The organism is Kocuria flava, from assembly GCF_001482365.1.
Lineage (GTDB): Bacteria > Actinomycetota > Actinomycetes > Actinomycetales > Micrococcaceae > Kocuria > Kocuria flava.
Genome location: NZ_CP013254.1, coordinates 2,109,630 through 2,133,433, shown reverse-complemented (window position 1 = coordinate 2,133,433; position 23,804 = coordinate 2,109,630). Strand labels below are relative to the sequence as shown.

The 23,804-nt window shown below is 74.5% G+C and carries 18 protein-coding genes, 1 tRNA gene and 1 pseudogene; 1 reads left to right on the top strand and 19 read right to left on the bottom strand.

Going from position 1 to position 23,804, the window contains the following annotated elements; genetic code table 11:
- Positions 1-157: 157 nt before the first annotated feature.
- Genes AS188_RS09470 through AS188_RS09460 form a run of 3 tightly spaced genes read right to left on the bottom strand, consistent with a single transcriptional unit; the run spans position 158 to position 5,065 of the window.
- Positions 158-1,558, bottom strand: a complete 1,401-nt coding sequence (locus AS188_RS09470; protein WP_058858641.1) for a GNAT family N-acetyltransferase — start codon at positions 1,556-1,558, stop codon at positions 158-160.
- Positions 1,559-1,602: 44 nt separating this feature from the next.
- Complete coding sequence (polA, locus tag AS188_RS09465; protein WP_083529374.1) at positions 1,603-4,464, bottom strand: DNA polymerase I; 2,862 nt, start codon at positions 4,462-4,464, stop codon at positions 1,603-1,605.
- Between the two features lie 43 nt (positions 4,465-4,507).
- Positions 4,508-5,065, bottom strand: coding sequence for an ANTAR domain-containing response regulator (locus AS188_RS09460; protein WP_058859851.1), 558 nt, complete (start codon positions 5,063-5,065; stop codon positions 4,508-4,510).
- 384 nt (positions 5,066-5,449) lie between these two features.
- Between AS188_RS09460 and AS188_RS09455 the strand changes: the two genes are divergently transcribed.
- A tRNA-Leu gene (locus tag AS188_RS09455) sits at positions 5,450-5,529 on the top strand.
- A 55-nt stretch (positions 5,530-5,584) separates the two neighbouring features.
- Here AS188_RS09455 and AS188_RS09450 read toward each other — a convergent pair.
- From AS188_RS09450 to AS188_RS09385, 16 genes and pseudogenes are all read right to left on the bottom strand, one after another.
- Positions 5,585-6,073, bottom strand: coding sequence for a PaaI family thioesterase (locus AS188_RS09450; RefSeq protein ID WP_083529372.1), 489 nt, complete (start codon positions 6,071-6,073; stop codon positions 5,585-5,587).
- Positions 6,058-7,536, bottom strand: a complete 1,479-nt coding sequence (pyk, locus tag AS188_RS09445; RefSeq protein ID WP_058858640.1) for a pyruvate kinase — start codon at positions 7,534-7,536, stop codon at positions 6,058-6,060. Before pyk ends, AS188_RS09450 begins: the two co-directional genes overlap by 16 nt.
- A 268-nt stretch (positions 7,537-7,804) precedes the next feature.
- Positions 7,805-9,268, bottom strand: a complete 1,464-nt coding sequence (locus tag AS188_RS09440) for a glutamate synthase subunit beta (protein ID WP_058858639.1) — start codon at positions 9,266-9,268, stop codon at positions 7,805-7,807.
- On the bottom strand, positions 9,261-13,922 hold the full coding sequence (gene gltB / locus AS188_RS09435; RefSeq protein WP_058858638.1) for a glutamate synthase large subunit: 4,662 nt from the start codon (positions 13,920-13,922) through the stop codon (positions 9,261-9,263). Before gltB ends, AS188_RS09440 begins: the two co-directional genes overlap by 8 nt.
- Before the next feature lie 329 nt (positions 13,923-14,251).
- A complete protein-coding gene (gene lgt, locus AS188_RS09430) occupies positions 14,252-15,127 on the bottom strand; it encodes a prolipoprotein diacylglyceryl transferase (protein ID WP_058858637.1) in 876 nt (291 codons plus the stop codon).
- Positions 15,128-15,219: 92 nt separating this feature from the next.
- Complete coding sequence (gene trpA / locus AS188_RS09425) at positions 15,220-16,029, bottom strand: tryptophan synthase subunit alpha (RefSeq protein WP_236945116.1); 810 nt, start codon at positions 16,027-16,029, stop codon at positions 15,220-15,222.
- Between the two features lie 47 nt (positions 16,030-16,076).
- Positions 16,077-17,330, bottom strand: a complete 1,254-nt coding sequence (gene trpB, locus AS188_RS17495) for a tryptophan synthase subunit beta (RefSeq protein ID WP_236945115.1) — start codon at positions 17,328-17,330, stop codon at positions 16,077-16,079.
- 108 nt (positions 17,331-17,438) lie between these two features.
- Positions 17,439-18,143, bottom strand: a pseudogene (gene trpC, locus AS188_RS17490) (indole-3-glycerol phosphate synthase TrpC); the annotation flags it as partial.
- 211 nt (positions 18,144-18,354) lie between these two features.
- Entirely contained in the window at positions 18,355-18,618 is a 264-nt protein-coding gene (locus AS188_RS09415) for an HGxxPAAW family protein (protein ID WP_058859848.1), read from the bottom strand.
- 141 nt (positions 18,619-18,759) lie between these two features.
- Positions 18,760-19,344, bottom strand: coding sequence for a Trp biosynthesis-associated membrane protein (locus AS188_RS09410; protein ID WP_058858635.1), 585 nt, complete (start codon positions 19,342-19,344; stop codon positions 18,760-18,762).
- Positions 19,337-20,938: an anthranilate synthase component I gene (locus AS188_RS09405; protein ID WP_058858634.1), complete on the bottom strand. Its 1,602-nt coding sequence runs from the start codon at positions 20,936-20,938 to the stop codon at positions 19,337-19,339. The genes AS188_RS09410 and AS188_RS09405 overlap by 8 nt, the downstream gene beginning before the upstream one ends.
- Positions 20,939-21,011: 73 nt before the next feature.
- Positions 21,012-21,392, bottom strand: a complete 381-nt coding sequence (gene hisI / locus AS188_RS09400) for a phosphoribosyl-AMP cyclohydrolase (protein WP_058858633.1) — start codon at positions 21,390-21,392, stop codon at positions 21,012-21,014.
- A gap of 174 nt (positions 21,393-21,566) precedes the next feature.
- Positions 21,567-21,734: a hypothetical protein gene (locus AS188_RS16905; protein WP_157570921.1), complete on the bottom strand. Its 168-nt coding sequence runs from the start codon at positions 21,732-21,734 to the stop codon at positions 21,567-21,569.
- A gap of 88 nt (positions 21,735-21,822) precedes the next feature.
- Positions 21,823-22,587: an imidazole glycerol phosphate synthase subunit HisF gene (hisF, locus tag AS188_RS09395; RefSeq protein ID WP_058858632.1), complete on the bottom strand. Its 765-nt coding sequence runs from the start codon at positions 22,585-22,587 to the stop codon at positions 21,823-21,825.
- A gap of 34 nt (positions 22,588-22,621) precedes the next feature.
- Positions 22,622-23,467 carry an ATP phosphoribosyltransferase gene (hisG, locus tag AS188_RS09390; RefSeq protein ID WP_058858631.1) on the bottom strand — a complete coding sequence of 282 codons (846 nt, stop codon included), beginning with the start codon at positions 23,465-23,467 and terminating at the stop codon, positions 22,622-22,624.
- 56 nt (positions 23,468-23,523) lie between these two features.
- Complete coding sequence (locus tag AS188_RS09385) at positions 23,524-23,787, bottom strand: phosphoribosyl-ATP diphosphatase (protein ID WP_058858630.1); 264 nt, start codon at positions 23,785-23,787, stop codon at positions 23,524-23,526.
- Between the last annotated feature and the right edge of the window lie 17 nt (positions 23,788-23,804).

Genomic DNA, 23,804 nt, shown 5'->3' with positions numbered 1-23,804 from the left:
GGATAGGTTCTGATCAGCCGGAACGGTGCCGCCCGGGCGGGCGGCGGTCCGGTCCGGAGGACTTGTGGACAGGGCACGTGCAGAGCACGCACCGGGTCAGTCTACGGTCGGGCCAAAACGCGGTCAACACGCCCCGGGCACGGTGGCGGGCCCCCGCTCAGAACTGGGTGACGCCGTAGGGGGCCGTGGGGGTCTCCATGAGGTCCTGCAGCGCCCGCAGCGCGTCCTCGTCCCGGGCCACGACCAGCCCCGCCCGCGCCAGCGTGCTCGCCTTGACCGCCCCGAGGTACAGCGACCCGAGCGCGTCCACGCGCATCGCGGCGTCCGCCCCCGGCGGCAGCTCCACCGCCGGCAGCGAGGCCCCGGCGTCGTCGTCGGCGGTGCGGGGCCGGTCCCCGACGCGCTCCACCACGGGCGCCCCGCCCGTGGTGTCGAGGGCGAAGAGCCCGTCGGCGTGGCCCATCGGGTCCACGACCGAGAGCACGACGCGGCGGCGGGCCGTGTAGGAGCGCGCCGCGAGGGCCGCGACGGGGTCGAGCACCCGCAGCCAGATCCGGTCCGACTCCCCCGTCACCCGGTAGTCGCCGCGGTCGGCCAGCGCCCACGCGAGCGGGTCCTCCACCGGGGCGCGGCCGAAGCGGACCCGGTCCACGAGGTCCAGGGAGGTGACGAACTCCCACAGGGCGATCGAGACGTCCGGGCTGGCGCCCACGAGGTCGACCACCGTCAGCGTCAGCGGGTAGCCGGTCGTCGGCTCGAACCGGTAGGTCACCCACCCGTCCGGGCGGCCGTGCTCGTCGTGGTGGACCGCGCAGCGCACCGCCGGGTCCGGCTCCTGGGCCGTGAGCCCGTACTCCCCCGTGTACTCGCGCCAGTGGTAGGACACGCGGCTGACCGAGCCGTGCGAGCTCTCGTGGAAGCGGCGGAACAGCCGCGGGGCCAGCTCCCGCAGCGCCTCGGGGTCGGCCAGCTCCACGGTGCCGGAGGTCGGGGCCTTCAGCCGCAGCCGCGTCGTGGCGCTGACCTCGACCGTGCGGTCGAAGGTCGCCGCCCCGAAGCCGAAGCGGCCGTAGATCGTGGCCTCGGTGACGGTCAGCAGCGCCACCGCGTGCCCGGCCGTGCGCGCCGCGGCCAGCTCCGTGCCCATGAGCGTGCGCAGCAGCCCGCGGCGGCTGTGGGTGGGGCGCACGGTCACCTCGGAGATCAGCCGGGCCGGCAGCAGGGCCGGGCCGCCCACGTTGAGCGTGCCCTCCCAGGACGCGAACGTCGCCGCGGGTCGGCGCGGGGGCAGCGCCGCCTCGGGGACCTCCCGCGGGTGGGCGGCGCACAGCAGCACCCGGTCCTCGTGCAGCCACGCGAGGGTCCGCTCGAGGGTCTCCGGGGTCGGCTCGGTCTGGTGGAAGCCCTGGCGCACGGCGCGCACCCACTCGACCGCCTCCGGGTTGGCGGAGGGCCCACCGGGGTCCACGCGGAAGCGCGTGACCGTGTACTCGTGCCCGCCCGCCGCGTACTCCTGGACGGCGGGGGGCTCGGTGGGCTGCTGCGCTCGGTCCGCCACGGCGGCCTCCTTCGTCTCGGCCGGCCGCGGGGGCCGGCCCCGGGTCAGTGGGCGGCCTCGTGCCAGGTGCGCCCGAAGCCCACGTTGACCTCGAGCGGCACGGACAGCTGCGCGGCCCCGCCCATCTCCTCGCGCAGCACCGTCTCGACGGCCTCGTGCTCGCCGGCGGCGACCTCCACGACGAGCTCGTCGTGGACCTGCAGCAGCATCCGCGAGCGCAGCCCCTCGGCGCCCAGGCGCCGGTCGACGCCGAGCATGGCCTTCTTGATGATGTCCGCGGCGGAGCCCTGGATCGGGGCGTTGAGGGCGGCCCGCTCGGCCATGGCCCGCACCTGGCGGTTGTCGCTGGAGAGCTCGGGCAGGTAGCGGCGGCGGCCGTCGATGGTCGCGGTGTAGCCGTCCTCCCGGGCCTGCTCCACGACCCCGCGCAGGTAGTCGCGCACGGCCCCGAAGCGGGTGAAGTAGTCGCTCATCAGCGTGCGGGCCTCGTCGACGGGGATGCGCAGCTGCTTGGACAGCCCGAAGGAGCTCAGCCCGTAGACCAGCCCGTAGCTCATCGCCTTGACCTTCGAGCGCATCTCGGCGCTGACCTCGGCGGGCTCCACGCCGAAGATCTTGGCGCCCACGAAGCGGTGCAGGTCCTCGCCCTGGCGGAAGGCCGCGATGAGGGCCTCGTCGCCGGAGAGGTGGGCCATGATGCGCATCTCGATCTGGGAGTAGTCGGCGGTCAGTAGCGCCTCGTGCTCGGGGCCGACCACGAACAGCGCCCGGATCCGCCGGCCGGCCTCGGTGCGCACGGGGATGTTCTGCAGGTTCGGGTTCGTGGAGGACAGCCGCCCGGTCGCGGCGACGTTCTGCACGTAGGTGGTGTGCACCCGCCCGTCGTCGGCGACCGCCTTCTGCAGCCCCTCCACGGTCTGGCGCAGCTTGTTGGCGTCGCGGTAGGCCAGCAGGGCCGCGAGGAAGCGGTGGCCCTTCGAGTCCGGGTCGGTGCGGGTGAGCAGCTCCGCGACCGCGTCGGCGTCGGTGGTGTAGCCGGACTTGATCTTCTTGGTCCTCGGCAGGCCCAGCTCCTCGAACATCACCTGCTGCAGCTGCTTGGTCGAGCCGAGGTTGACGGGCTCGGCGATCTGGGCGTGGGCCTCGGCGCGGGCCTGCTCGATCACGCCCGCGAAGTCGTCCAGCAGCACCTGCACGCCGTCGGGCTCCACAGCGATGCCGGCCAGCTCCATGTCCCCGAGCACGCGCGCCAGCGGCAGCTCGAGCTCGCGCAGCAGCCGGTCGGCCCCGCGCTCGGCCAGCAGCGGCGCGAGGTGCTCGCTCAGGCGCAGGGTGCCGGCGGCGAGGGCGGCCTCGCGGGCGAGCTCGGCCGCCTCGGCGGCGCCGGGGTCGAGCTCGAGCTCCGTCTGCCCGGCCGCGGCCGCGGCGGGTCCGGGCACGCTCAGCTGCAGGTGCTGCTCGAGCATGTCGGCCAGGGCGTAGGAGCGCCGCTCCGGCTGGATGAGGTAGCCGGAGAGGGAGGGGTCGTCGGTCACGCCGTCGAGCACGAGGCCCCGGGCGCGCAGGGACTTGTAGGAGTCCTTGAAGTCCATCACGACCTTGGGGCGGGCGGGGTCGGCCAGCCACCGCCCGAGCGCCTGCTCGAGCGCGGGCTCCGCCTCGCCGAGGTCCGCCCACGCGGCCTCGCTCCCCCGGGCCAGCACGAGCCGGGAGGTCTCGTGCGCGCCGGGCAGGACGGCGTCGCCGGGGCGGGCCACGGGGCGCACGGCCACCGGGTCCTCGCCGTCGCCCAGCCAGTCGGCCAGGGCCGCGGCCTCCTCGAGCCGCACGGGCTCGCCCACCTCGACGTGGACCGCCTCGGGCTCCTCGGCCGGGGCGCCGAAGGCCTCGAAGAGGCGGTTGCGCAGCCCCTCCCCGAACTCGAGGTCGTCGAAGACCTCCCCGACGGCGGCGGGGTCCGGGACGGGCAGGGCCGCGGCGCCCAGCTCGACGTCGAGCTCGAGGTCGTCCACGAGCCGGTTCAGCCGACGGTTGCGCTCGACGTCGGCGCGGTGGGCGCGCAGGGCCTCGCCCTTCTTGCCCTTGATCCGGTCGGCGTGCTCGAGCAGGGTCTCCACCCCGCCGTAGGCGAGGATCCACTTGGCCGCGAACCCCGCGCCGACCCCGGGCACGCCGGGCAGGTTGTCGGCCTGCTCGCCGGTGAGGGCGGCGAGGTCCGGGTAGTGCTGCGGCGGGACCTTGTACTTCTCGACGACCGCGGCGGCGTCCATGTGCTTGAGGTCGGAGGGGGTCCGGCCCGGGTAGACCACCGTGACGTGGTCGTCGATCATCTGGAACGCGTCCCGGTCCCCGGAGAAGACGAGCACCTCGTAGTCGGCCTCGGCGCCGCGGCGGGCCAGGGTCGCGAGGACGTCGTCGGCCTCGTGGCCCTCGGCCGTGACGACCGGCACGCCCAGGGCCTCGAGGAGGCGCTGGATCTGCGGGACCTGGCCGTGGAACTCCTCGGGGGTCTCGTCGCGCCCGCCCTTGTAGTGCTCGTACTGCTCGGAGCGCAGCGTCGGCCCGTCCAGGTCGAAGGAGACGACCAGGTGCGTGGGCCGCTGCTCGCGCACGAGCTTCACGAGGGTGTTCACGAAGCCGTAGACGGCCTCGGTGTGCCGCCCGTCGGAGGTCACGAACGCCGGGCCGCCGCCGTACTCCGCGGCGCGCGAGAGCGCGAAGAACGCGCGGAAGGCCAGGGAGTGCCCGTCGACGAGCAGCAGCCTGCGGTCCGGGCGCGAGACGGGCCGCGGGATCGCCACCTCGACCGGGTGGTCGGTCTCCGCGCCGACGGTCACGGTGCGGACGGCGGTCTCGGGGGTCTCGGCGGTCGGTGTCGGCTGCGTCTCTGTGCTCACGGTCCCCATCCTAGGGCCCGGCCGGGGCCGCCCCGCGGCGGGGCGGGCGGGCCTAGGAGACCTGGTTGATGATGGCCTCGGCGACCTCGCGCATCGACAGCCGGCGGTCCATGGAGGTCTTCTGGATCCAGCGGAACGCCTCGGGCTCGCTCAGGCCCATCTTCGTGGTGAGCAGGGACTTGGCCCGCTCCACGAGCTTGCGGGTCGCGAACTGCTCCTTCATGTCCGAGACCTCCCGCTCGAGCGCGGCGATCTCCTCGAACCGGGAGATCGCGATCTCGATGGCGGGCACGACGTCGTCGACCGTGAACGGCTTGACCACGTAGGCCATGGCCCCGGCCTCCCGGGCCCGCTCCACGAGCTCGCGCTGGCTGAAGGCGGTGAGCAGCACGACCGGGGCGATGCGGTCGGCGGCGATCTGCTCCGCGGCGGTGATGCCGTCCAGCACGGGCATCTTCACGTCCATGAGCACGAGGTCGGGGCGGTGCTCGCGGGCGAGCTCGACCGCGAGCCGGCCGTTGTCCGCCTCCGCGACGACGTCGTAGCCGGCCTCGCGCAGCATCTCGACGATGTCGAGGCGGATCAGCGCCTCGTCCTCGGCGACCACCACGCGGCGGGCCGGGCGGGCGCCCTCGGCGGTGCCCGGCGCGGGCTCCGTGCCCTCCGGTGCGCCGGGTTCGGCCGGCGGGGTGGGGTTCGGCTGCTCGGTCACGCTGACTCCTTGCCTTCTCGTGCCGCGGGCGCCCCGGCGGGGTGGGCGCGGCGATGACCTCCGGGTCCGTGCGGGCCGTCCCGGTTCTCGCGCCCAGCCTACAGCGGCCCGCTCCCCCGCCCGCCCCGCGGCCGGCTCCTGCCCCGCCCCGCGGGACCCCGGGCCCCGGCCCGCGCGGGTCCGGGGGCGGGCCCGTGCGGGCGGGCCCGTGCTGGAGCGGGCCCGGGGCGTCGAGTAGAGTGGGCGAGCGCCGCGGCCCCCGTCGGCGGCGCCCGGACGAGGGCCCAAGTGGCGGAACTGGCAGACGCGCCGCACTCAAAATGCGGTTCTCCGGAGTGTGGGTTCGAGTCCCACCTTGGGCACGGACGACCCCGGACCGCACGGTCCGGGGTCGTTGCCGTCGCGGGCCCGCGCCGCTCAGGCGCCGGCGGGCCGGTCCCGCAGCAGGTTCGTCACCCGGGCGGTGGAGAGCCGCCGGCCCTGCTCGTCGGTCACCACGACCTCGTGCACGGTCAGGGTCGAGCCCAGGTGCAGGGCGGTGCACGTGGCCGTCACGGTGCCGCGGGCCGCCGAGCGCTGGTGGGTGGCGTTGACGTCCACCCCCACGGCGTAGCGCCCGGGACCGGCGTGCACGGTCGCGGCGGTCGAGGCCAGGGTCTCGGCCAGCACGCAGTGGGCTCCCCCGTGGAGGATCCCCGCCGGCTGGGTGTTGGGCTCCACCGGCATCGTCGCGACCGCGTGCTCGGGGCCCAGCTCCGTGAAGCGGATGCCCATCGCCCGGGCCAGCCCGCCGACCCCGTGGCCGGGGAAGCTGCCGTGCAGCTCCGCCGGGACCCCGTGCGCGACCAGATCCCGGGTGTGCTCCTCCGGCCCGAGACCGGCGGACCCGCTCAGGACTCCCGCCACGGGCCGACCCGCTCGCGCCGGGCGGGGCGGTTGAGCAGCTCCCCGGCGTCGGCGACGTCCCCGACCCGGTGGACCTTCACGAGGTTGGTGGTGCCGGCGACCCCGGGGGGCGAGCCGGCGCAGATCACCACGAGGTCGTCGCGGCCGGCGAGGTTCTGCTCCTGCAGGTGGCGGTCGACCTGCTTGGTCATCTCGTCGGTGTGGTCCACGGCCGCCACGCGGATCGGCTGCACGCCCCACAGCAGGGACATCAGGGCCTCGGCCACGGGCTCGGGGGTGAAGGCGAGGATCGGGTGCGGCGGGCGCAGCCGGGACAGGCGGCGTGCGGAGTCCCCGGACTGGGTGAACGCGCAGATGTAGTTGACGTCGAGCTGGCGGGCGATCGTCACGGCCGCGCGGGTGACCGCACCACCGCGGGTGCGCGGCTCGGTGCCCAGCCCCGGCACGCGCTCGAGCGCCTGGGACTCGGTGGCCTCGATGATCCGCGCCATCGTCTCGACGGTCTCGATCGGGTACTTGCCCACCGAGGTCTCCCCGGAGAGCATCACGGCGTCGGCGCCGTCGAGCACGGCGTTGGCGCAGTCGGAGGCCTCGGCGCGGGTGGGGCGGGGGCTGTCGATCATCGACTCGAGCACCTGGGTGGCCACGATCACCGGCTTGGCCCAGCGGCGGGCCAGCTCCACGGCGCGCTTCTGCACGATCGGGACCTGCTCCAGGGGCAGCTCCACGCCGAGGTCGCCGCGGGCGACCATGATGCCGTCGAAGGCGTCGATGATCTCGTGCAGGGAGTCCACGGCCTGGGGCTTCTCGATCTTGGCGATCACCGGCAGCCGCTTGCCCTCCTCGTCCATGATCTCGTGGACCCGGTCGATGTCGGCGGCGTCGCGCACGAAGGACAGGGCGATGATGTCGACCCCGCGGCGCAGGGCCCAGCGCAGGTCGTCCTCGTCCTTGTCCGACAGCGCCGGGACGTTGACGGCCACCCCGGGCAGGTTGATGCCCTTGTTGTTGGAGACCGGCCCGCCGACCACGACCTCGGTGGTGACGTCAGTGTCGGTGACGGCGGTCGCGCGCAGGGCGACCCGGCCGTCGTCGATGAGCAGGGGGTCCCCCACGCTGACGTCGCCGGGCAGGCCCTTGTGGGTGGTCGAGCAGATCTCCGCGGTGCCCTCGACGTCGCGGACCGTGATGGTGAAGACGTCGCCCGGCAGCAGCTCGTGGGGCCCGTCGGCGAAGCGGCCCAGGCGGATCTTGGGGCCCTGGAGGTCGGCGAGGATGGCCACGGTGCGGCCGAGGTCCGCCGCGGCGCGGCGGACGTTCTCGCAGGAGGCGTCGTGGACGGAGTGGTCGCCGTGGCTCATGTTCAGCCGGGCGACGTCCACCCCGGCGTCGATCGCCCGGGCGAGGTTCTCGTAGGAGGAGATGGCCGGGCCGATCGTGGCCACGATTTTCGCTCGTCGCATGTGTGCCGCCTTGGGTTGGTCGGGTGCCGCGGGCAGGACGCGCACCAGAAAGCGGCCGGGCCGCCGCGCGGGGCGCGGCGGAGCTCCCGGCCGCTCTGCCTGGTCCGTCCGCCCCGCGAACGGGGAGGTCGGCTCCAGCCTACCAACGCCTCCCGCGCTGTCGAGGAACCCCGACCCGGGGGTCCCGGGGACGCGGGCGGGGACGACCACGGCGCGGGGCGCGGCCCCCTCGGGGCGCGCCCCGCGCCGTGCGGGCGGTGGACCGGGACTACAGGCTGAGGTCGATCGCCCGGTCGGTGGGCGCCACCGGCTCGGGCAGCCGGGTGGAGCCCATGAGGAAGCGCTCGACCGCGGCCGCGCAGGCCCGGCCCTCGGCGATCGCCCACACGACCAGGGACTGGCCGCGGCCGGCGTCGCCGCAGGAGAACACGCCGTCGACGCTGGTCATGTACCGGTCGTCGCGGGCCACGTTCGTGCGCCCGTCCAGCTCGGCGCCCAGCTGCGCGGTGATCCCCTCCGACTCGTTGCCGGTGAAGCCCAGGGCCAGGAGCACGAGGTCGGCCGGCAGGACCCGCTCGGTGCCGCCGCGGGGCGCGCGCCGGCCGTCGGGCAGGTACTCGGTCTCGGCGACCTTCAGGCCCGTGAGCCGGCCGTCCTCGCCCGTGAACTCGACGGTGGAGGCCAGGTAGGTCCGCTCCCCGCCCTCCTCGTGGGAGGTGGAGACCTCGAAGACCTTCGGCATCATGGGCCAGGGGTCGGCGTCGGAGCGGTCGGCCGGGGGCTTGCGCCCGATCGCCAGGGACGTCACGGAGGCCGCGCCCTGGCGGTGGGCGGTGCCGATGCAGTCGGAGCCGGTGTCGCCGCCGCCGAGCACGATCACGTGCTTGCCCTTCGCGTCGATCTGCCCGGGCACCTCGTCGCCGGCGACCACGCGGTTGGCCTGGACGAGGTAGTCCATCGCGAAGTGCACGCCCTCGAGCTCGCGCCCGGGGATCGTCAGGTCCCGCGGGCGGGTCGCGCCCGTGGCGACGACGACGGCGTCGTAGCGCCGCTTGAGCTGGTCCCAGGGGATGTCCTTGCCGATCTCGACCCCGGCCCGGAAGCGGGTGCCCTCGGCGCGCATCACCTCGAGGCGGCGGTCGAGGACGTCCTTCTCCATCTTGAAGTCGGGGATCCCGTAGCGCAGCAGCCCGCCGATGCGGTCGTCGCGCTCGTAGACGGCCACGGTGAACCCCGCCTGGGTCAGCTGCTGGGCCGCGGCGAGCCCGGCCGGCCCGGAGCCGACCACGGCCACGGTCCTGCCGACGAGCCGCTGCGGCACGAAGGGCTTGACGATGCCCTCGTCGAAGGCCATCTCCCCGATCTCGTACTCGACCTGCTTGATCGTCACGGGCGGCTGGTTGATCCCCAGCACGCAGGAGGACTCGCAGGGGGCCGGGCAGACCCGGCCGGTGAACTCGGGGAAGTTGTTCGTCGCGTGCAGGCGCTCGACCGCCTCGGCGTCGAGGCCGCGCCAGACGAGGTCGTTCCACTCGGGGATGAGGTTGCCCAGCGGGCAGCCCTCGTGGCAGAACGGGATGCCGCAGTCCATGCACCGCCCGGCCTGCTCCTGCAGGGTCCCCCGGGCCTGGCGCTCCTGGACCTCGGCCCAGTCCATGATCCGCACGGGGACCGGCCGCTTGGGCCGGTCGACGCGCTCGGTCACCTTCAGAAATCCGCGCGGGTCAGCCACGGGTCGTCACCTCCAGGATCTTGTGCCAGGTCTCGTCGCCGTCCGGGTCCCCGCCGGCGGTGAGGACCTCCTCGCGGATGCCCTGCACGGCGGCGTACTCCCGGGGGAGCACCTTCGTGAAACGGCCGAGGGTGGCCACGGGGTCGGCCAGCAGCCGGTCGGCCAGGGCCGAGCCCGTCTCCTCGGCGTGGCGGGTGATGAGACCGACCACGGTCTCGGCGTCGGCCTCGTCGAGGGGCAGCAGCTGCAGCTCCCCGGACTCGCGGGCCTGCTTGTTCACCGACGTCTCCGCCAGGTCGATCACGTAGGCCACGCCGCCGGACATGCCGGCGCCGAAGTTGCGCCCGGTCCGGCCCAGCACCAGGGCGGTGCCGCCGGTCATGTACTCGCAGCCGTGGTCGCCGATGCCCTCGACCACCGCGGTGGCCCCCGAGTTGCGGACCAGGAAGCGCTCCCCCACGGTCCCGCGCAGGAAGATCTCCCCGCTCGTGGCGCCGTAGCCGATGACGTTGCCGGCCACCACGTTCTCGGAGGCCTCGAACACGGCGTCGCGCTCGGGGCGCACGATGATCCGCCCCCCGGACAGGCCCTTGCCGGTGTAGTCGTTGGCGTCGCCCTCGAGCCGCAGCGTGATGCCCTGGGGCAGGAACGCCCCCAGCGACTGCCCGGCCTGGCCGGTGAGGGTGATGTCGATGGTGTCGTGGGCGAGCACGTCGACGCCGAAGGTGCGGGTCACCACGTGGCCCAGCATCGTGCCCACGGAGCGGTCGGTGTTGATCACCCGCTGCTGGATCCGCACCGGCTCCCGCTTCTCCAGGGCCGCCGCCGAGAGGCGGATCAGCTCGTTGTCGAAGTGCTTCTCGAGCTCGTGGTCCTGGCCCCGCAGGCTGCGCACGGCGGCGCCGCGGCCCTCGAGCACCGAGGAGTGCAGGATCGGGGCGAGGTCCAGGCCCTGGGCCTTCCAGTGCTCGATCGCCGCGCGGGTCTCGAGCACCTCGGCGTGGCCGACCGCCTCCTCGACGGAGCGGAAGCCGAGCTGGGCCAGGTACTCGCGGACCTCCTCGGCGATGAACTCGAAGAAGTTGATCACGTGCTCGGCGCGCCCGGTGAAGCGCTTGCGCAGCTCGGGGTTCTGGGTGGCCACCCCCACCGGGCAGGTGTCCAGGTGGCACTTGCGCATCATGATGCAGCCCTCGACGATCAGCGGCGCGGTGGCGAAGCCGAACTCCTCGGCGCCCAGCAGCGCGGCGATCACGACGTCGCGGCCGGTCTTCATCTGCCCGTCCGCCTGCACGACCACGCGGTCGCGCAGCCCGTTGAGCATCAGCGTCTGCTGGGTCTCGGCGAGGCCGAGCTCCCACGGGGCGCCGGTGTGCTTGAGGGAGTTCAACGGCGCCGCACCGGTGCCGCCGTCGTGGCCGGAGACGAGCACGACGTCGGCCTTGGCCTTGGTCACGCCCGAGGCCACGGTCCCGATGCCGATCTCGGAGACCAGCTTCACGTGGACCCGGGCGCGCGGGTTGGCGCGCTTGAGGTCGTGGATGAGCTGGGCGAGGTCCTCGATCGAGTAGATGTCGTGGTGCGGCGGCGGGGAGATCAGCGAGACCCCCGGGGTGGAGTGCCGGGTGCGGGCGACCCACGGGTACATCTTCTGGGCCATGAGCTGGCCGCCCTCGCCGGGCTTCGCGCCCTGGGCCATCTTGATCTGGATGTCGTCGGCGTTGGTGAGGTAGAGGCTGGTCACCCCGAACCGGCCGGAGGCGACCTGCTTGATCGCCGAGCGCCGCTCGGGGTCGAGCAGCCGGTCGACGTCCTCGCCGCCCTCGCCGGTGTTGGACTTCGCGCCCAGCCGGTTCATGGCGATCGCCAGGGTCTCGTGGGCTTCCTTCGAGATGGAGCCGTAGCTCATGGCCCCGGTCGAGAAGCGCTTGACGATCGCGCTGACGGGCTCGACCTCCTCCAGCGGCACGGGCCGGCGGTCGGAGCGGAAGCCCAGCAGCCCGCGCAGGGTCATCAGGTGCTTCGACTGGTCGTCCACGAGCTTCGTGTACGAGCGGAAGATGTCGTAGCGGCCCGTGCGGGTGGCGTGCTGGAGCCGGAAGACGGTCTGCGGGTTGAACAGGTGCGGGGCCCCGTCCCGGCGCCAGTCGTACTCCCCGCCGGTCTCGAGCTCCCGGTGCGGCTCGGTGACGCCGTCCGAGGGGTAGGCCCGGCGGTGGTGGTGGGCGGTCTCCTCGGCGATCACGTCGAGGCCCACGCCGCCGATCTGGGTGTGGGTGCCGGTGAAGTAGTCGTCGACCAGCTCCTTGGACAGCCCCAGCGCCTCGAAGACCTGGGCCCCGCAGTAGGAGGAGACCGTGGAGATGCCCATCTTGGACATGATCTTCTGCACGCCCTTGCCGAGGGCCTTGATGAGGTTCTGCACGGCCTGCTCCGGGGTGACCCCGGTCAGCTCCCCGGAGCGCACGAGCTCCTCGGCGGACTCCATGGCCAGGTACGGGTTCACGGCGGAGGCGCCGTAGCCGATCAGCAGCGCCACGTGGTGGACCTCGCGCACGTCCCCGGCCTCGACGACCAGGGCGACCTTGGTGCGGGTGGCCGAGCGCAGCAGGTGGTGGTGGACCGCCGAGGTCAGCAGCAGCGACGGGATGGGCGCCCAGGCGCCGTTGGAGTCGCGGTCGGAGACGATGACGTACTCGACCCCGCGGGCCACGGCCGCCGAGACCTTCTCGCAGATCTCCGCGATCCGGGCGCGCAGGGAGTCCGCGCCGCCGTCGGGGCGGTAGAGCCCGCGGATCTTCAGCGCCGCCGGCATCCCGTCCTCGTTCTCGAGGTGCAGGAACTGGTCCAGCTGGTCGTTGTCGATCACCGGGAAGTCCATGGCGATCTGGCGGGTGCGCACCCGGTCCGTGGTCAGCAGGTTCCCGGAGGGTCCGACCGACCCGCGCAGACTCGTCACGAGCTCCTCGCGGATGGCGTCCAGCGGCGGGTTGGTGACCTGCGCGAAGGACTGGACGAAGTAGTCGAACAGGGTGCGGGAGCGCTCGGAGAGCACGGCGATCGGGGTGTCGGTGCCCATCGCGTAGATCGGCTCGGCGCCCTTGGCGGCCATGGGGCCGACGATGAGCTTGAGCTCCTCCTGCGTGTACCCGAAGGTCTTCTGCCGCAGGGTCACCGAGGCGCGCGGGTGGACCATGTGCTCGCGCTCGGGCAGGTCCTGGATGTCGACGATGTTCGCCTCGGCCCACTCGTGCCAGGGGGCGGCGGAGGCGACCTCGGCCTTGATCTCGGCGTCCTCGACGATGCGCCCGGCGGCGGTGTCCACGAGGAACATCGTGCCCGGGGAGACCCGGCCCTTGCGCACGATCTTGCGGTCGCCGACGTCGACGACGCCGACCTCCGAGGCGAGGACCACGAGCCCGTCGTCGGTGACCCAGAACCGGCCGGGGCGCAGCCCGTTGCGGTCGAGCAGGGACCCGACCCGCACGCCGTCGGTGAAGGCCACGGCGGCGGGCCCGTCCCACGGCTCCATGAAGGAGGCGTGGTAGCGGTAGAAGCCCTTGAGGGCCGGGTCCATGGTCTCGTGGTTCTCCCAGGCCTCGGGGATCATCATCATCATGGCCTGGGTGACGGGCCGGCCCGAGAGCACGAGCAGCTCGGCGACCTCGTCGAGGGACTGGGAGTCGGAGGCGCCCTCCGAGCAGATCGGGAACAGCTCCTCGGGGCTGCGCCCGAGCAGCGGGGACTTCAGCTGGGACTGGCGGGCGCGCATCCAGTTGCGGTTGCCCTTGACCGTGTTGATCTCGCCGTTGTGGGCGAGGGTGCGCATGGGCTGGGCCAGCGGCCAGGACGGGAAGGTGTTGGTCGAGAAGCGCGAGTGGACGATCGCGAGCTCGGTGCGGAAGCGCTCGTCGGAGAGGTCCGGGTAGAAGGGCTCGAGCTGCTGGGTGGTGAGCATGCCCTTGTAGACGATCGTGCGGGAGGACAGCGAGGGGAAGTAGATCCCCAGCCGGTTCTGGGCGCGCTTGCGCAGCCGGAACGCCTTCTGGTCCAGCCGGCGGCGGGCGTCCTCGTCCCCGGGGGCGGGGTCGGTCTCGGCCACGAAGACCTGGACGAACCACGGCATCACCGCGCGCGCGGAGGCGCCGACGACGTCCTCGGCCACGGGCACGACGCGGCGGCCCAGGACCTGCAGGTCCTCCGAGGCGGCGAGCTCCTCGAGCGCGCCCAGCAGCCGGTCCGCGCCCTCGCCGCCGGTGGGCAGGAACGCCGTGCCCACGGCGTAGCCGCCGAGGGCGGGCAGCTCGACGTCGACGACCGCGCGGAAGAACGCGTCGGGGACCTGGGTGAGCAGGCCCGCGCCGTCGCCGGTGCCCTCGTCGCCGCCCACGGCGCCGCGGTGCTCGAGGTTGCGCAGGGCGGTCAGGGCCGCCTCGACGATGCCGTGCTCGGGGGTGCCGTTGAGGGTCGCCACGACGGCCAGGCCGCAGGCGTCCTTCTCCTCGTCCGGGTGGTAGAGGCCCTGCTCCTCCGGGGCGTCGGAGAACTGCTCGAACGGGGACCGCACGGTCCCCTCGGCGGCCTCGGCCGGGCGGGTCGCGGCGTCGTCCTGGTCGGGCTGGTCACCGGGGGTGCCGGCGGGGGTAGAGGTCATGGCAGACGTCTCCTCACCTGGAGTGCGGTCAACGGGAGCGGCCCGGCGCGGCAGGGCTCCGGTGGGAGGTGCCGCCGGATCGCGGGCCGGTGGGCCCCTGGCGGTGCTCGGGGACCGCCCGCGGGCGGTCCGGGCCGGGGCGGTCCGCTCGCGGCGGGCCCCGGTGCGCGTGCCCGGTCGAGGGGCACGGATCGGCCGCCCCTCGGGTGCGGCGCCGCACAAACCTAACAGCGGGATGTTACAGCAGTGCTACATCCGTGTAACGCGCACCTGCGGGCTCACCGGGGAACCGCCCGGAGGGCGGCCCCGGCGGCACCCGGCAGCGGGCCTCAGCCGCGGGCCGCGGCGGGAGCCCCGGCGTCCCCGCGGGCACGCCGCCGGGTGAGGACGGCGAACAGCACCCCCCCGAGCAGCACGAGCCCCAGCGAGGTCCACACGTGCACCCGCTGCCCGAGGACGATGAGGGAGGGGTCGATGCGCAGGAGAAGCTCGATGAGCATCCGCCCCAGCCCGTAGTGGACGAGGTAGAGGGCGAACAGGCGCCCGCCGTCGAGGCGGAAGCGGCGGTCCAGGGCCAGCAGCAGCACGACCCCGGCGAGGTTCCACAGCGACTCGTAGAGGAAGGTCGGGTGGAAGAGGGTCCCCGCGGGCAGCCCGTCGGGGAAGTTCGGGCTCGCGGGGTCGATCCGCAGGCCCCAGGGCAGGTCGGTGGGGCGGCCGAAGAGCTCCTGGTTGAACCAGTTGCCCCAGCGCCCGATCGCCTGGGCCAGCAGCAGGCCGGGGGCGACCGCGTCGGCGAAGACGGACAGGCGGATCCCGTGGCGGCGGCAGACCCACCAGGCGGCGGCGGCCCCGAAGGCGACCGCGCCCATGATCCCGAGCCCGCCCTCCCAGATCCGCAGGGCGTCGAGCGGGTCGGCGCCGGGGCCGAAGTACCCGGCGGGGTCGGTGATCAGCACGTGGTAGGCGCGGGCGCCGACGATCCCGGCGGGCACCGCCCACATCGCGACGTCCCACACGACGTCGGGGTCCAGCCCGCGGGCGGCCCACCGCCGGGTGGTCAGCCACAGCCCGGCCGCGATCCCGGCGAGGATGCACAGCGCGTAGGCGTGCACCGTGAGGGGCCCGAGTGAGAACCCGGACCAGTCGGGGGACGGGAGACCGCGGTGGACGGGCACGGAGAGCAGGACGGGGGGCAGCGTCATTCGGGGTCCTCGCGGGGTCGGGCACGGCGGCGGGCGGGCGCCCGTCGGCGCCCGCCCGTCACGGTATCAGGGCCCTGCCGGGCCCCCGGCGGTCACGACGGGTCGCGTCCGGCGAGCTCCCGGGTGAGGGCGGCCACGGCCTCGGGGCCGCCGTCGCCGAGGGCCTTCACGAGGGCGGTGCCCACGATCACGCCGTCGGCGTAGGCGCCGATCTCCTCGACGTGCTCGCGGCGGGAGACGCCCAGCCCCACGCACACGTGCTCCGCACCGGCCGCGCGGGTGTCGGCGACCAGCTGCTCGGCGGCGTCGGAGACCCGCTCGCGCGCCCCGGTGACGCCCATGACGGAGACGGCGTAGACGAAGCCGCTGGAGGCCTTGGCCACGAGGTCCAGCCGCTCCCGCGAAGAGGAGGGAGCGACCAGGAAGATCCGGTCCAGGCCGTGGCGCTGGGAGGCCTCGAACCACTCGCCGGCCTCGTCCGGGACGAGGTCGGGGGTGATGATCCCCGCTCCCCCGGCCTCGGCCAGGCGCTCGGCGAAGGTGTCCACGCCCATCTGCAGCACGGGGTTCCAGTAGGTCATCACCACCGGGACGGCGTCGGTGCGCTCGGCCACCGCCCGCACGACCCGGAAGACGTCGGCCACGCGGAAGCCGTGGGCGAGCGCCGTCGTCGTCGCCTGCTGGATGACGGGCCCGTCCATGACGGGGTCCGAGTACGGGATGCCGATCTCGACGACGTCGGCGCCGTTGGCGCCGAGGGCCACGGCGGCCTCGATCGACTCCTCCACGGTGGGGAAGCCCGCGGGCAGGTAGCCCACGAGCGCCGGCCGGCCCTGGGCCCGGCACTCGGCCAGGCGGGCGGACAGGCGCGAGTCCCGGGCGGGGCGCAGCCCGGGGGGCAGCAGGCGGGAGGCGAGGTCCGCGCCCCCGGTCTGGTGGCGGGTGGTCGTCACAGCTGTTCCCCCTTCTCGCCCAGCTCCTCCTCGGAGCTGCCGTTCGGGAGCATCCCGAACCATTCCGCGGCCGTGGCCACGTCCTTGTCGCCGCGCCCGGACAGGGAGACGACGATCATCCGCTCGGCCGCGGCCTCCGGGCCGAGCTCCTCGGTCCAGCGCCGGCCCAGGCGCAGCGCCCCGGCCAGGGCGTGGGCGGTCTCGATGGCCGGGATGATGCCCTCCGTGCGGCACAGCAGCCGGAAGGCCTCCATCGCCTCGGTGTCGGTGACCGCCTCGTAGCGGGCCCGGCCGATGTCGTGCAGGTAGGAGTGCTCCGGGCCCACGCCCGGGTAGTCCAGGCCGGCGGAGATCGAGTGGGACTCGACGGTCTGGCCGTCCTCGTCCTGCATGAGGTAGGTGCGGGCCCCGTGCAGGACCCCGGGCCGGCCCAGGGAGATGGTCGCGGCGTGGCGGCCGGTCTCCACGCCGTCGCCGCCGGCCTCGAAGCCGTAGAGCTCCACGGCCGGGTCGTCGAGGAAGCCGTGGAAGATCCCGATGGCGTTCGAGCCCCCGCCCACGCACGCGGCCACGGCGTCGGGCAGCCGCCCGGTCTGCCCGAGGACCTGGGCGCGGGCCTCCTCGCCGATCTGCTCGTGGAAGAACCGGACCATGGCGGGGAACGGGGCGGCGCCGGCGGCGGTGCCGAGCAGGTAGTGGGTGGTGTCCACGGAGGCGACCCAGTCGCGCAGCGCCTCGTTGATGGCGTCCTTGAGGGTGCGCGAGCCGTTGGTGACGGGCACGACGGTCGCGCCGAGCAGCTCCATGCGGGCGACGTTGAGCGCCTGGCGGCGGGTGTCCTCCTCCCCCATGTAGACCGTGCACTCCATGCCGAACAGCGCGGCCGCGGTCGCGGAGGCGACCCCGTGCTGGCCGGCGCCGGTCTCGGCGATCAGCCGGGTCTTGCCCATCCGGCGGGCGAGCAGGGCCTGGCCTAGGACGTTGTTGATCTTGTGGGAGCCCGTGTGGTTGAGGTCCTCGCGCTTGAGGAGGACCCGGCACCCGGCCTCCGCGCCGAAGCGGTGGGCCTCGGTGAGCAGGGAGGGCCGGCCCGAGTAGTCCCGGGAGAGCCGCTCGAACTCGGCGGTGAACTCGGGGTCGGCCTTGGCCTTCTCGAAGGTCTCGGTGAGCTCGTCGAGGGCGGCGATGAGGGACTCGGGCATCCACCGCCCGCCGAACTCCCCGAAGTAGGGGCCGGCGGCGTGGCGCAGGGACGCCGCCGCGGCGGCGGCGCGCTCGGCCTCCTCGGCCGGGGCGTGGCGGGGGGCGGGGGCGGCGGCCCCCGCCGCCCGGAAGGCCTCGATCGTGGCGGCGGGGTCGGCGCTGCGCACGAGGGCCTCGCCGACCAGCACGGCCTTGGCGCCGTCGGCGGCGTAGCGGGCGACCTGCTCGGGGCCCTCGACCCCGGACTCGGCGACCACGACGGCGTCGCGCGGGAGCAGCCCGGACAGCCGCCCGAAGGTCTCGACGTCGACGTCGAGGGTCTTGAGGTTGCGCACGTTGACCCCGATGATGCGGGCGCCGGCGGCGGCGGCGCGCGCGATCTCCTCGGGGGTGTGGGCCTCCACGAGCGCGTGCATGCCGAGCTCGTGGGTCAGGTCCAGGAAGCGGCGCAGCTCGTCGTCGTCGAGGGCGGCGACGATCAGCAGCACGAGGTCGGCCCCGTGGGCGCGGGCCTCCCAGATCTGGTACTCGTCGACGGTGAAGTCCTTGCGCAGCACGGGCACGGAGACGGCGGCCCGCACGGCGTCGAGGTCCTCGAGGGAGCCGCCGAAGCGGCGGCGCTCGGTGAGCACGGAGATCACCGAGGCCCCGCCGTCCTCGTAGGCGGCGGCGAGGCGGGCGGGGTCGCCGATCTCGGCGAGCGCGCCCTTGGAGGGGCTGGAGCGCTTGACCTCCGCGATCACCTGCACGGCGTCGGCCGCGGGCCCGCGCAGGGCGGACTCGGCGTCCAGGGCCGGGGGCCGGGCGGCGGCCAGGGCCCTGAGCTCCTCCAGGCCGACCTGCTCGCGGCGGGCCGCCATGTCCTCGCGGACGCCCTCGACGATGGCGTCCAGGACGGTCCCGGTGCTCTTGTGCGACATGCTTTCCTGTCCTCTCGGCGGCTGCGGCCGCCTCGTGCGTGGGGAGGGTCCCGGTGCCGGTCGGCGCGCGGGCCGGCCCCCGGTCGCCGGGGGCCGGCCCGCGCGGCGTGCGCCGGGACCGGACGGGGGGACCGTGCGACCGGTCCCCGCGTCAGCCGTGCTGGTGGCGCTCCTCGTGCTTGCGCTGCTCCGACCCGGCGCCGTGGCCCATGGCGCGCAGCACCGCGCCGGCGATGAGGCCGACGACGAGCAGGCCGATGCCGACGATCGTGACGGGGGTGGCGCCGATCGTGAACCCGACCGTGGCCACGATGAAGGCCACCGACATGATGCCGACGGTCGTCCAGGCCGCGAGGGTGTTGCCGTGGCCCACGAAGCCCGTGTGGTCGAGGACGGTCTGGTTGCCGTTGGTCATCTTCTGCACTCCCGATCTCCGGCCGGGACCGTGCGGTCCCGGTCCCGCGGCCCCCTGCGGGGGCGCGGCACTTGCTGACAGTGTGTTCTCCCCCATTGTGCCACCTGGACGGGGGCCCCCGCGCCTCCGGCGCGGGCCCGTTCAGGCGGTGGGGTCGCGTCCCTCCGTGAGGGCGTCCCACGAGTCGATCTCGTCCCCGCGGGGGCGCTCCCCGGGAGCGGTGCCGGGGCGCTCGTAGCGGCGGGCCGCGCTCCAGCCGCGCCCGGCGACGAGGGCCCACACCCCGCAGGCGGTCACGAGCAGGGCCGCGACGGCGGCCAGCCACGGCCAGACGGTGAGCACGTGCTCGCCGCCGGCGCCGACCATCCCGGTGGTCTCGCCCACGACCGGGCGGGCCGCCCCGGCCGGGTCGGCCAGCACGGCGGCGGTCGCCACCAGGGCGCCGACCCCGGCCAGCGCCACGACCGCGGCCACGACGGTGCGCAGGGCCCGGCCCGTGACGGCGAGGGCCAGGGCGCCCGCGGCGGCGACCAGGCCCAGGGCCGTGACCGCCGGTGCGGCGTCGGATCCGGCGACGTCCACGGCCACCGGCTGCAGCGTGGTCTCCGCGGTGGCGGCGACCCACGTGGCCGCCGAGCAGGCGAACAGCGCGAGGGCGGCGACCAGGCCGGCCAGGACCACGACCGGCTTGCGGGACAGGGTGCGCGCGGGGGCGGGCTCAGCCACGGGCGCTCCCCGTGCCGGGCACGGCGGTGCGCCCGAGGTCGAGGGGGCGCAGCCGCTGGGCGAGCAGCACGGCCCGCAGCGGGGCGGTGGCCTTGTTCAGCGACTCCTGGGCCTCGGTCTCGGGGTCGGAGTCGGCGACGATCCCGCCGCCGGCCTGGACGTAGGCGCGCCCGTCCACGAGCAGGGCGGTGCGGATGGCGATGGCCATGTCCATGTCCCCGGCGAAGTCGAGGTAGCCGACCACCCCGCCGTAGACGGCCCGGCGCAGCGGCTCGTATTCGTCGAGCAGGCGCAGCGCCCGCGGCTTGGGCGCCCCGGAGAGCGTGCCCGCGGGGAAGGTCGCGGCCAGGACGTCGTAGGCGGTGGCGCCGGGACGGATCCGTCCGACGACGTTGGAGCACAGGTGCATGATGTGGCTGAAGCGCTCGACCTCCATGAACTCGGTGACGTCCACGGAGCCGGGCACGGCGATCTTCGACAGGTCGTTGCGGGCGAGGTCCACGAGCATCAGGTGCTCGGAGCGCTCCTTCTCGTCCTGGAGCAGGTCCCGCTCGAGGGCGAGGTCCTCCTCGACGGTGCGCCCGCGCGGGCGGGAGCCGGCGATGGGGTGGGTGACGGCCTGGTCGCCCGTGACGGTCACCAGCGCCTCCGGGGAGGAGCCGACGACCGCGTAGGGGCGGGCCTCGGCGTCCTCGAAGCTGTAGAGGTACATGTAGGGACTGGGGTTGATGGCCCGCAGCATCCGGTAGACGTCCAGGGGGTCGGCCGAGCAGGCGGTCTCGAAGCGGCGGGAGACGACGACCTGGAAGACCTCGCCGTCGACGATGGCCTTCTTGCCCTCGACGATGGAGTTCAGGAACAGGGTGCGGTCCCAGCTCTGGGCGACCTCGGACTCGAGGTCGGCCTCGACCCTGCCGGAGTCCTCGAGGGTCGAGACGGCGGCGCCGGCCGGGGGCCCGGCGAGCTTCGCCAGCATCGCCCGGACGCGGGCCACGGCGTCGGCCCAGGCCTCGTCGACGCGCTCGTCGGTGGCGTCGAAGTTGACGGCGTTGGCCACGAGCAGCACGGTGCCGTCGGTGTTGTCGTGGATCGCGATGTCCGAGACGAGGTTCATGGCCAGCTCGGGGATCCCGAGGTCGTCCTCGGGCGGGTGCGGCAGCCGCTCCCAGCGGCGCACGGCCTCCCAGCCGACGAAGCCCACGAGCCCGGAGGTCAGCGGGGGGACGTCCTCGAAGCGCTCGGTGTGCAGCAGGGCCATCGTGTCGCGCAGGGCCTCGACGGGGCTCCCGCCGGTGGGCGCGCCGGCGGGGGCCTGCCCGAGCCAGTGCGCCTGTCCGTCCTTGGCGGTCAGCGTCGCCCGGGAGTTGGCGCCCACGAAGGAGTAGCGCGACCACACCCCGCCCTCGGCCGCGGACTCCATGAGGAAGGTCCCGGGGCGGGCGGCGCCGTCCTCGTCGAGGGCCAGGGCCCGGTAGAGGCCGATGGGGGTGAGGGCGTCGGCGAGGATCCGCAGGCGCACCGGGACGACGCGGCGCTCGGCCGCGAGCTCCCGGAACTCCTCGAGGGTGGGGCTGATGGTGCCCAGGTCCTGCATGGGTGGAACCTGTCTTCCTGGTGGTCTCCCGGGGCGGCCCGGGACGGGCGTGCGGGGGGGGGGGCGGAGGGGCTCAGCCGGCGACGACGGCGCCGAGGTCGCGGCCGTCGAAGCACGTGCGGGTGCCGGTGTGGCAGGCGGGCCCGGTCTGGTCGACCTGCACGAGCAGGGCGTCGCCGTCGCAGTCGAGGCTGACGGCGCGCACGTGCTGGACGTGCCCGGAGGTGTCGCCCTTGCGCCAGTACTCCTGCCGGGAGCGGGACCAGAAGGTCACCCGTCCCTCCGTGAGGGTCCGGCGCAGGGCCTCGTCGTCCATCCAGCCCAGCATCAGCACCTCCTTGGTGTCGTGCTGCTGCACGACGGCGGCCACGAGGCCGGCGGGGTCGCGCTTGAGGCGCGCGGCCACCGCGGGGTCCAGGACGGCGGTTCCGGTGTCGGGGCTGTGCTCGTTCATCGGACCCATCCTATCGACCCGGGCCGCCGGTCACTCCCGCCCGCGGCGGTCCGGCGTCCCGCCCGGCCCGCGTCCCGCCCGACGGGCGTCCCCGGCGCGGGACCGGGGCGCACGCCGGAGCGCGCGCCGGAGCCGGGCACCCCGGGGCCGGGGCGCCCGGCCCCGGCGCGCGGGTCAGCGGCGGCCGAGCAGGCCCCGCAGCATGCCCCCGAGGCCGCGGCCCCCGCTGCGGCGGGCGCCGGCCTGGCCGGCGGCGTTGACCCCGCGGGCTCCGCGGCGGCCTCCGGCCGCACGCCCGGCGCCCCATCCGGTGACGCTCCTGATGATGCTGTTCAGTCCCACGGTGGACTCCTCCGGTCGGTCTTCCGAGCGACGTCCGTCAGCTCACTGCCGACTGTACGCCCGGTGCCCGCCCGCGGTCACGGGGATCTCAGCGGACCTCGTGGCCGGCCGCGCGCAGCGCCGCCTTGACCTCCGCGATGGCGTCGACGGGACCGAAGTGGAAGATCGAGGCGGCGAGCACGGCGTCGGCGCCGGCGGCGACCGCGGGCGGGAAGTGTGCGGGGGCCCCGGCCCCGCCGGAGGCGATGAGGGGCACGTGCACCCGCTCGCGCACGGCGCGGATCATCTCGAGGTCGAAGCCCTCCCGGGTGCCGTCGGCGTCCATGGAGTTGAGCAGGATCTCCCCGACCCCGCGCTCCTGGGCCTCGTGCGCCCACGCGAGGGCGTCGAGGCCGGTGAGGGTGCGCCCGCCGTGGGTGGTGACCTCGAACCCGGAGGCGGTCCTGCCGGTGCGCCGGGCGTCGAGGGAGAGCACGAGGACCTGGCTGCCGAAGTGGGCGGTGATCTCGTCGATCACCGCCGGGCGGGCGACGGCGGCGGTGTTGATCGAGGCCTTGTCCGCCCCGCAGCGCAGCAGCCGGTCGACGTCGGCGACCTCGCGCACCCCGCCGCCGACGGTCAGGGGGATGAACACCTGCTCGGCGGTGCGGGTGACGACGTCGTAGGTCGTGGCCCGGGCGGCCGAGGACGCGGTGACGTCGAGGAACGTCAGCTCGTCGGCGCCGGCCTCGTTGTAGCGCTTGGCCAGCTCCACCGGGTCCCCGGCGTCGCGCAGGTTCTCGAAGTTCACGCCCTTGACGACGCGCCCGGCGTCGACGTCCAGGCACGGGATGACTCGTACGGCTACGCCCACGGGCGGGACCTCCTCGGCTGGTGTGCGGTCGGGCTCAGATGCGGGCGGCCTGGATGGGCGAGACGAGGATCGCGCGCGCGCCGACCTCGTAGAGCGCGTCCATGACCTTGTTGGTGTCGGCCTTGGGGACCATGGCCCGCACGGCCCAGGCGTTGCCGCGGCCCAGCGGGGAGATGGTGGGGCCCTCCATGCCGGGGGTGATCTGCGTGGCGGCGTCGATGAGCTCCTCGGCGATGTCGTAGTCCATCATCACGTACCGTCGGGCCACGAGCACGCCCTGCAGGCGCCGGCGCAGCACGGCCAGGCCCTCGGGCTCCTCGTCGCGGCGGCTGCGGATCAGCAGCGCCTCGGAGGTCATGATGGGGTCGCCGAAGACCTGCAGCCCGGCGGCGCGCAGGGTGTTGCCGGTCTCGACGACGTCGGCGATGGCGTCGGCCACGCCCAGGCGGATGGAGGACTCCACGGCGCCGTCCAGGCGCACCACGGAGGCCTCGACGCCGCGGTCGGCGAGGTAGTCGCGCAGCAGCCCGTCGTAGCTGGTCGCGATCCGCCGGCCCGCGAGCTGCTCGAGGGCGGAGAACTCCCCGGCGGGCCCGGCGAAGCGGAAGGTCGAGCGGGCGAAGTCCAGGGCGAGGTCCTCGTCGGCGTGGGCCCCGGAGTCGAGCAGCAGGTCCCGGCCGGTGATCCCGACGTCGAGGGTCCCCCCGCCCACGTAGACCGCGATGTCGCGCGGGCGCAGGTAGAAGAACTCGATCCGGTGCTCGGGGTCCACGAGGACCAGCTCGCGGGAGTCCCGGCGCTGGCGGTACCCGGCCTCCTTGAGCATCGTGACGGCGGCTTCGGACAGGGCGCCCTTGTTGGGCACGGCGACTCGCAGCATGGGGATCCTTCTCGGCTTCGGTGGGGGCTGCCGGGCACGCCCGGCGGGCGGGCGGCTCAGAGGTGGGTGTAGACGTCCTCGAGCGACAGGCCCTTGGCGACCATCATCACCTGGACGTGGTAGAGCAGCTGCGAGATCTCCTCGGCGGCCTCCTCGAGGCTCTCGTGCTCGCAGGCCATCCACACCTCGGCGGCCTCCTCGACGATCTTCTTGCCGATGCCGTGCACCCCGGTGTCCAGCTCGCGGACGGTGCCCGAGCCCTCCGGACGGGTGACGGCTTTGTCGCTGATCTCGGCGAAGAGGGTCTCGAAGGTTTTCACGCCTCCAGGGTAGTCGC

Coding starts and splice junctions, on each gene's coding strand:
- polA (WP_083529374.1), bottom strand. CDS start 4,464: ATGGGGACCGTGAGCACAGAGACGCAGCCGACACCGACCGCCGAGACC.
- hisI (WP_058858633.1), bottom strand. CDS start 21,392: ATGAACGAGCACAGCCCCGACACCGGAACCGCCGTCCTGGACCCCGCG.
- hisG (WP_058858631.1), bottom strand. CDS start 23,467: ATGCTGCGAGTCGCCGTGCCCAACAAGGGCGCCCTGTCCGAAGCCGCC.
- pyk (WP_058858640.1), bottom strand. CDS start 7,536: ATGCGACGAGCGAAAATCGTGGCCACGATCGGCCCGGCCATCTCCTCC.
- gltB (WP_058858638.1), bottom strand. CDS start 13,922: ATGACCTCTACCCCCGCCGGCACCCCCGGTGACCAGCCCGACCAGGAC.
- AS188_RS09405 (WP_058858634.1), bottom strand. CDS start 20,938: ATGCAGGACCTGGGCACCATCAGCCCCACCCTCGAGGAGTTCCGGGAG.
- lgt (WP_058858637.1), bottom strand. CDS start 15,127: ATGACGCTGCCCCCCGTCCTGCTCTCCGTGCCCGTCCACCGCGGTCTC.
- AS188_RS09415 (WP_058859848.1), bottom strand. CDS start 18,618: ATGACCAACGGCAACCAGACCGTCCTCGACCACACGGGCTTCGTGGGC.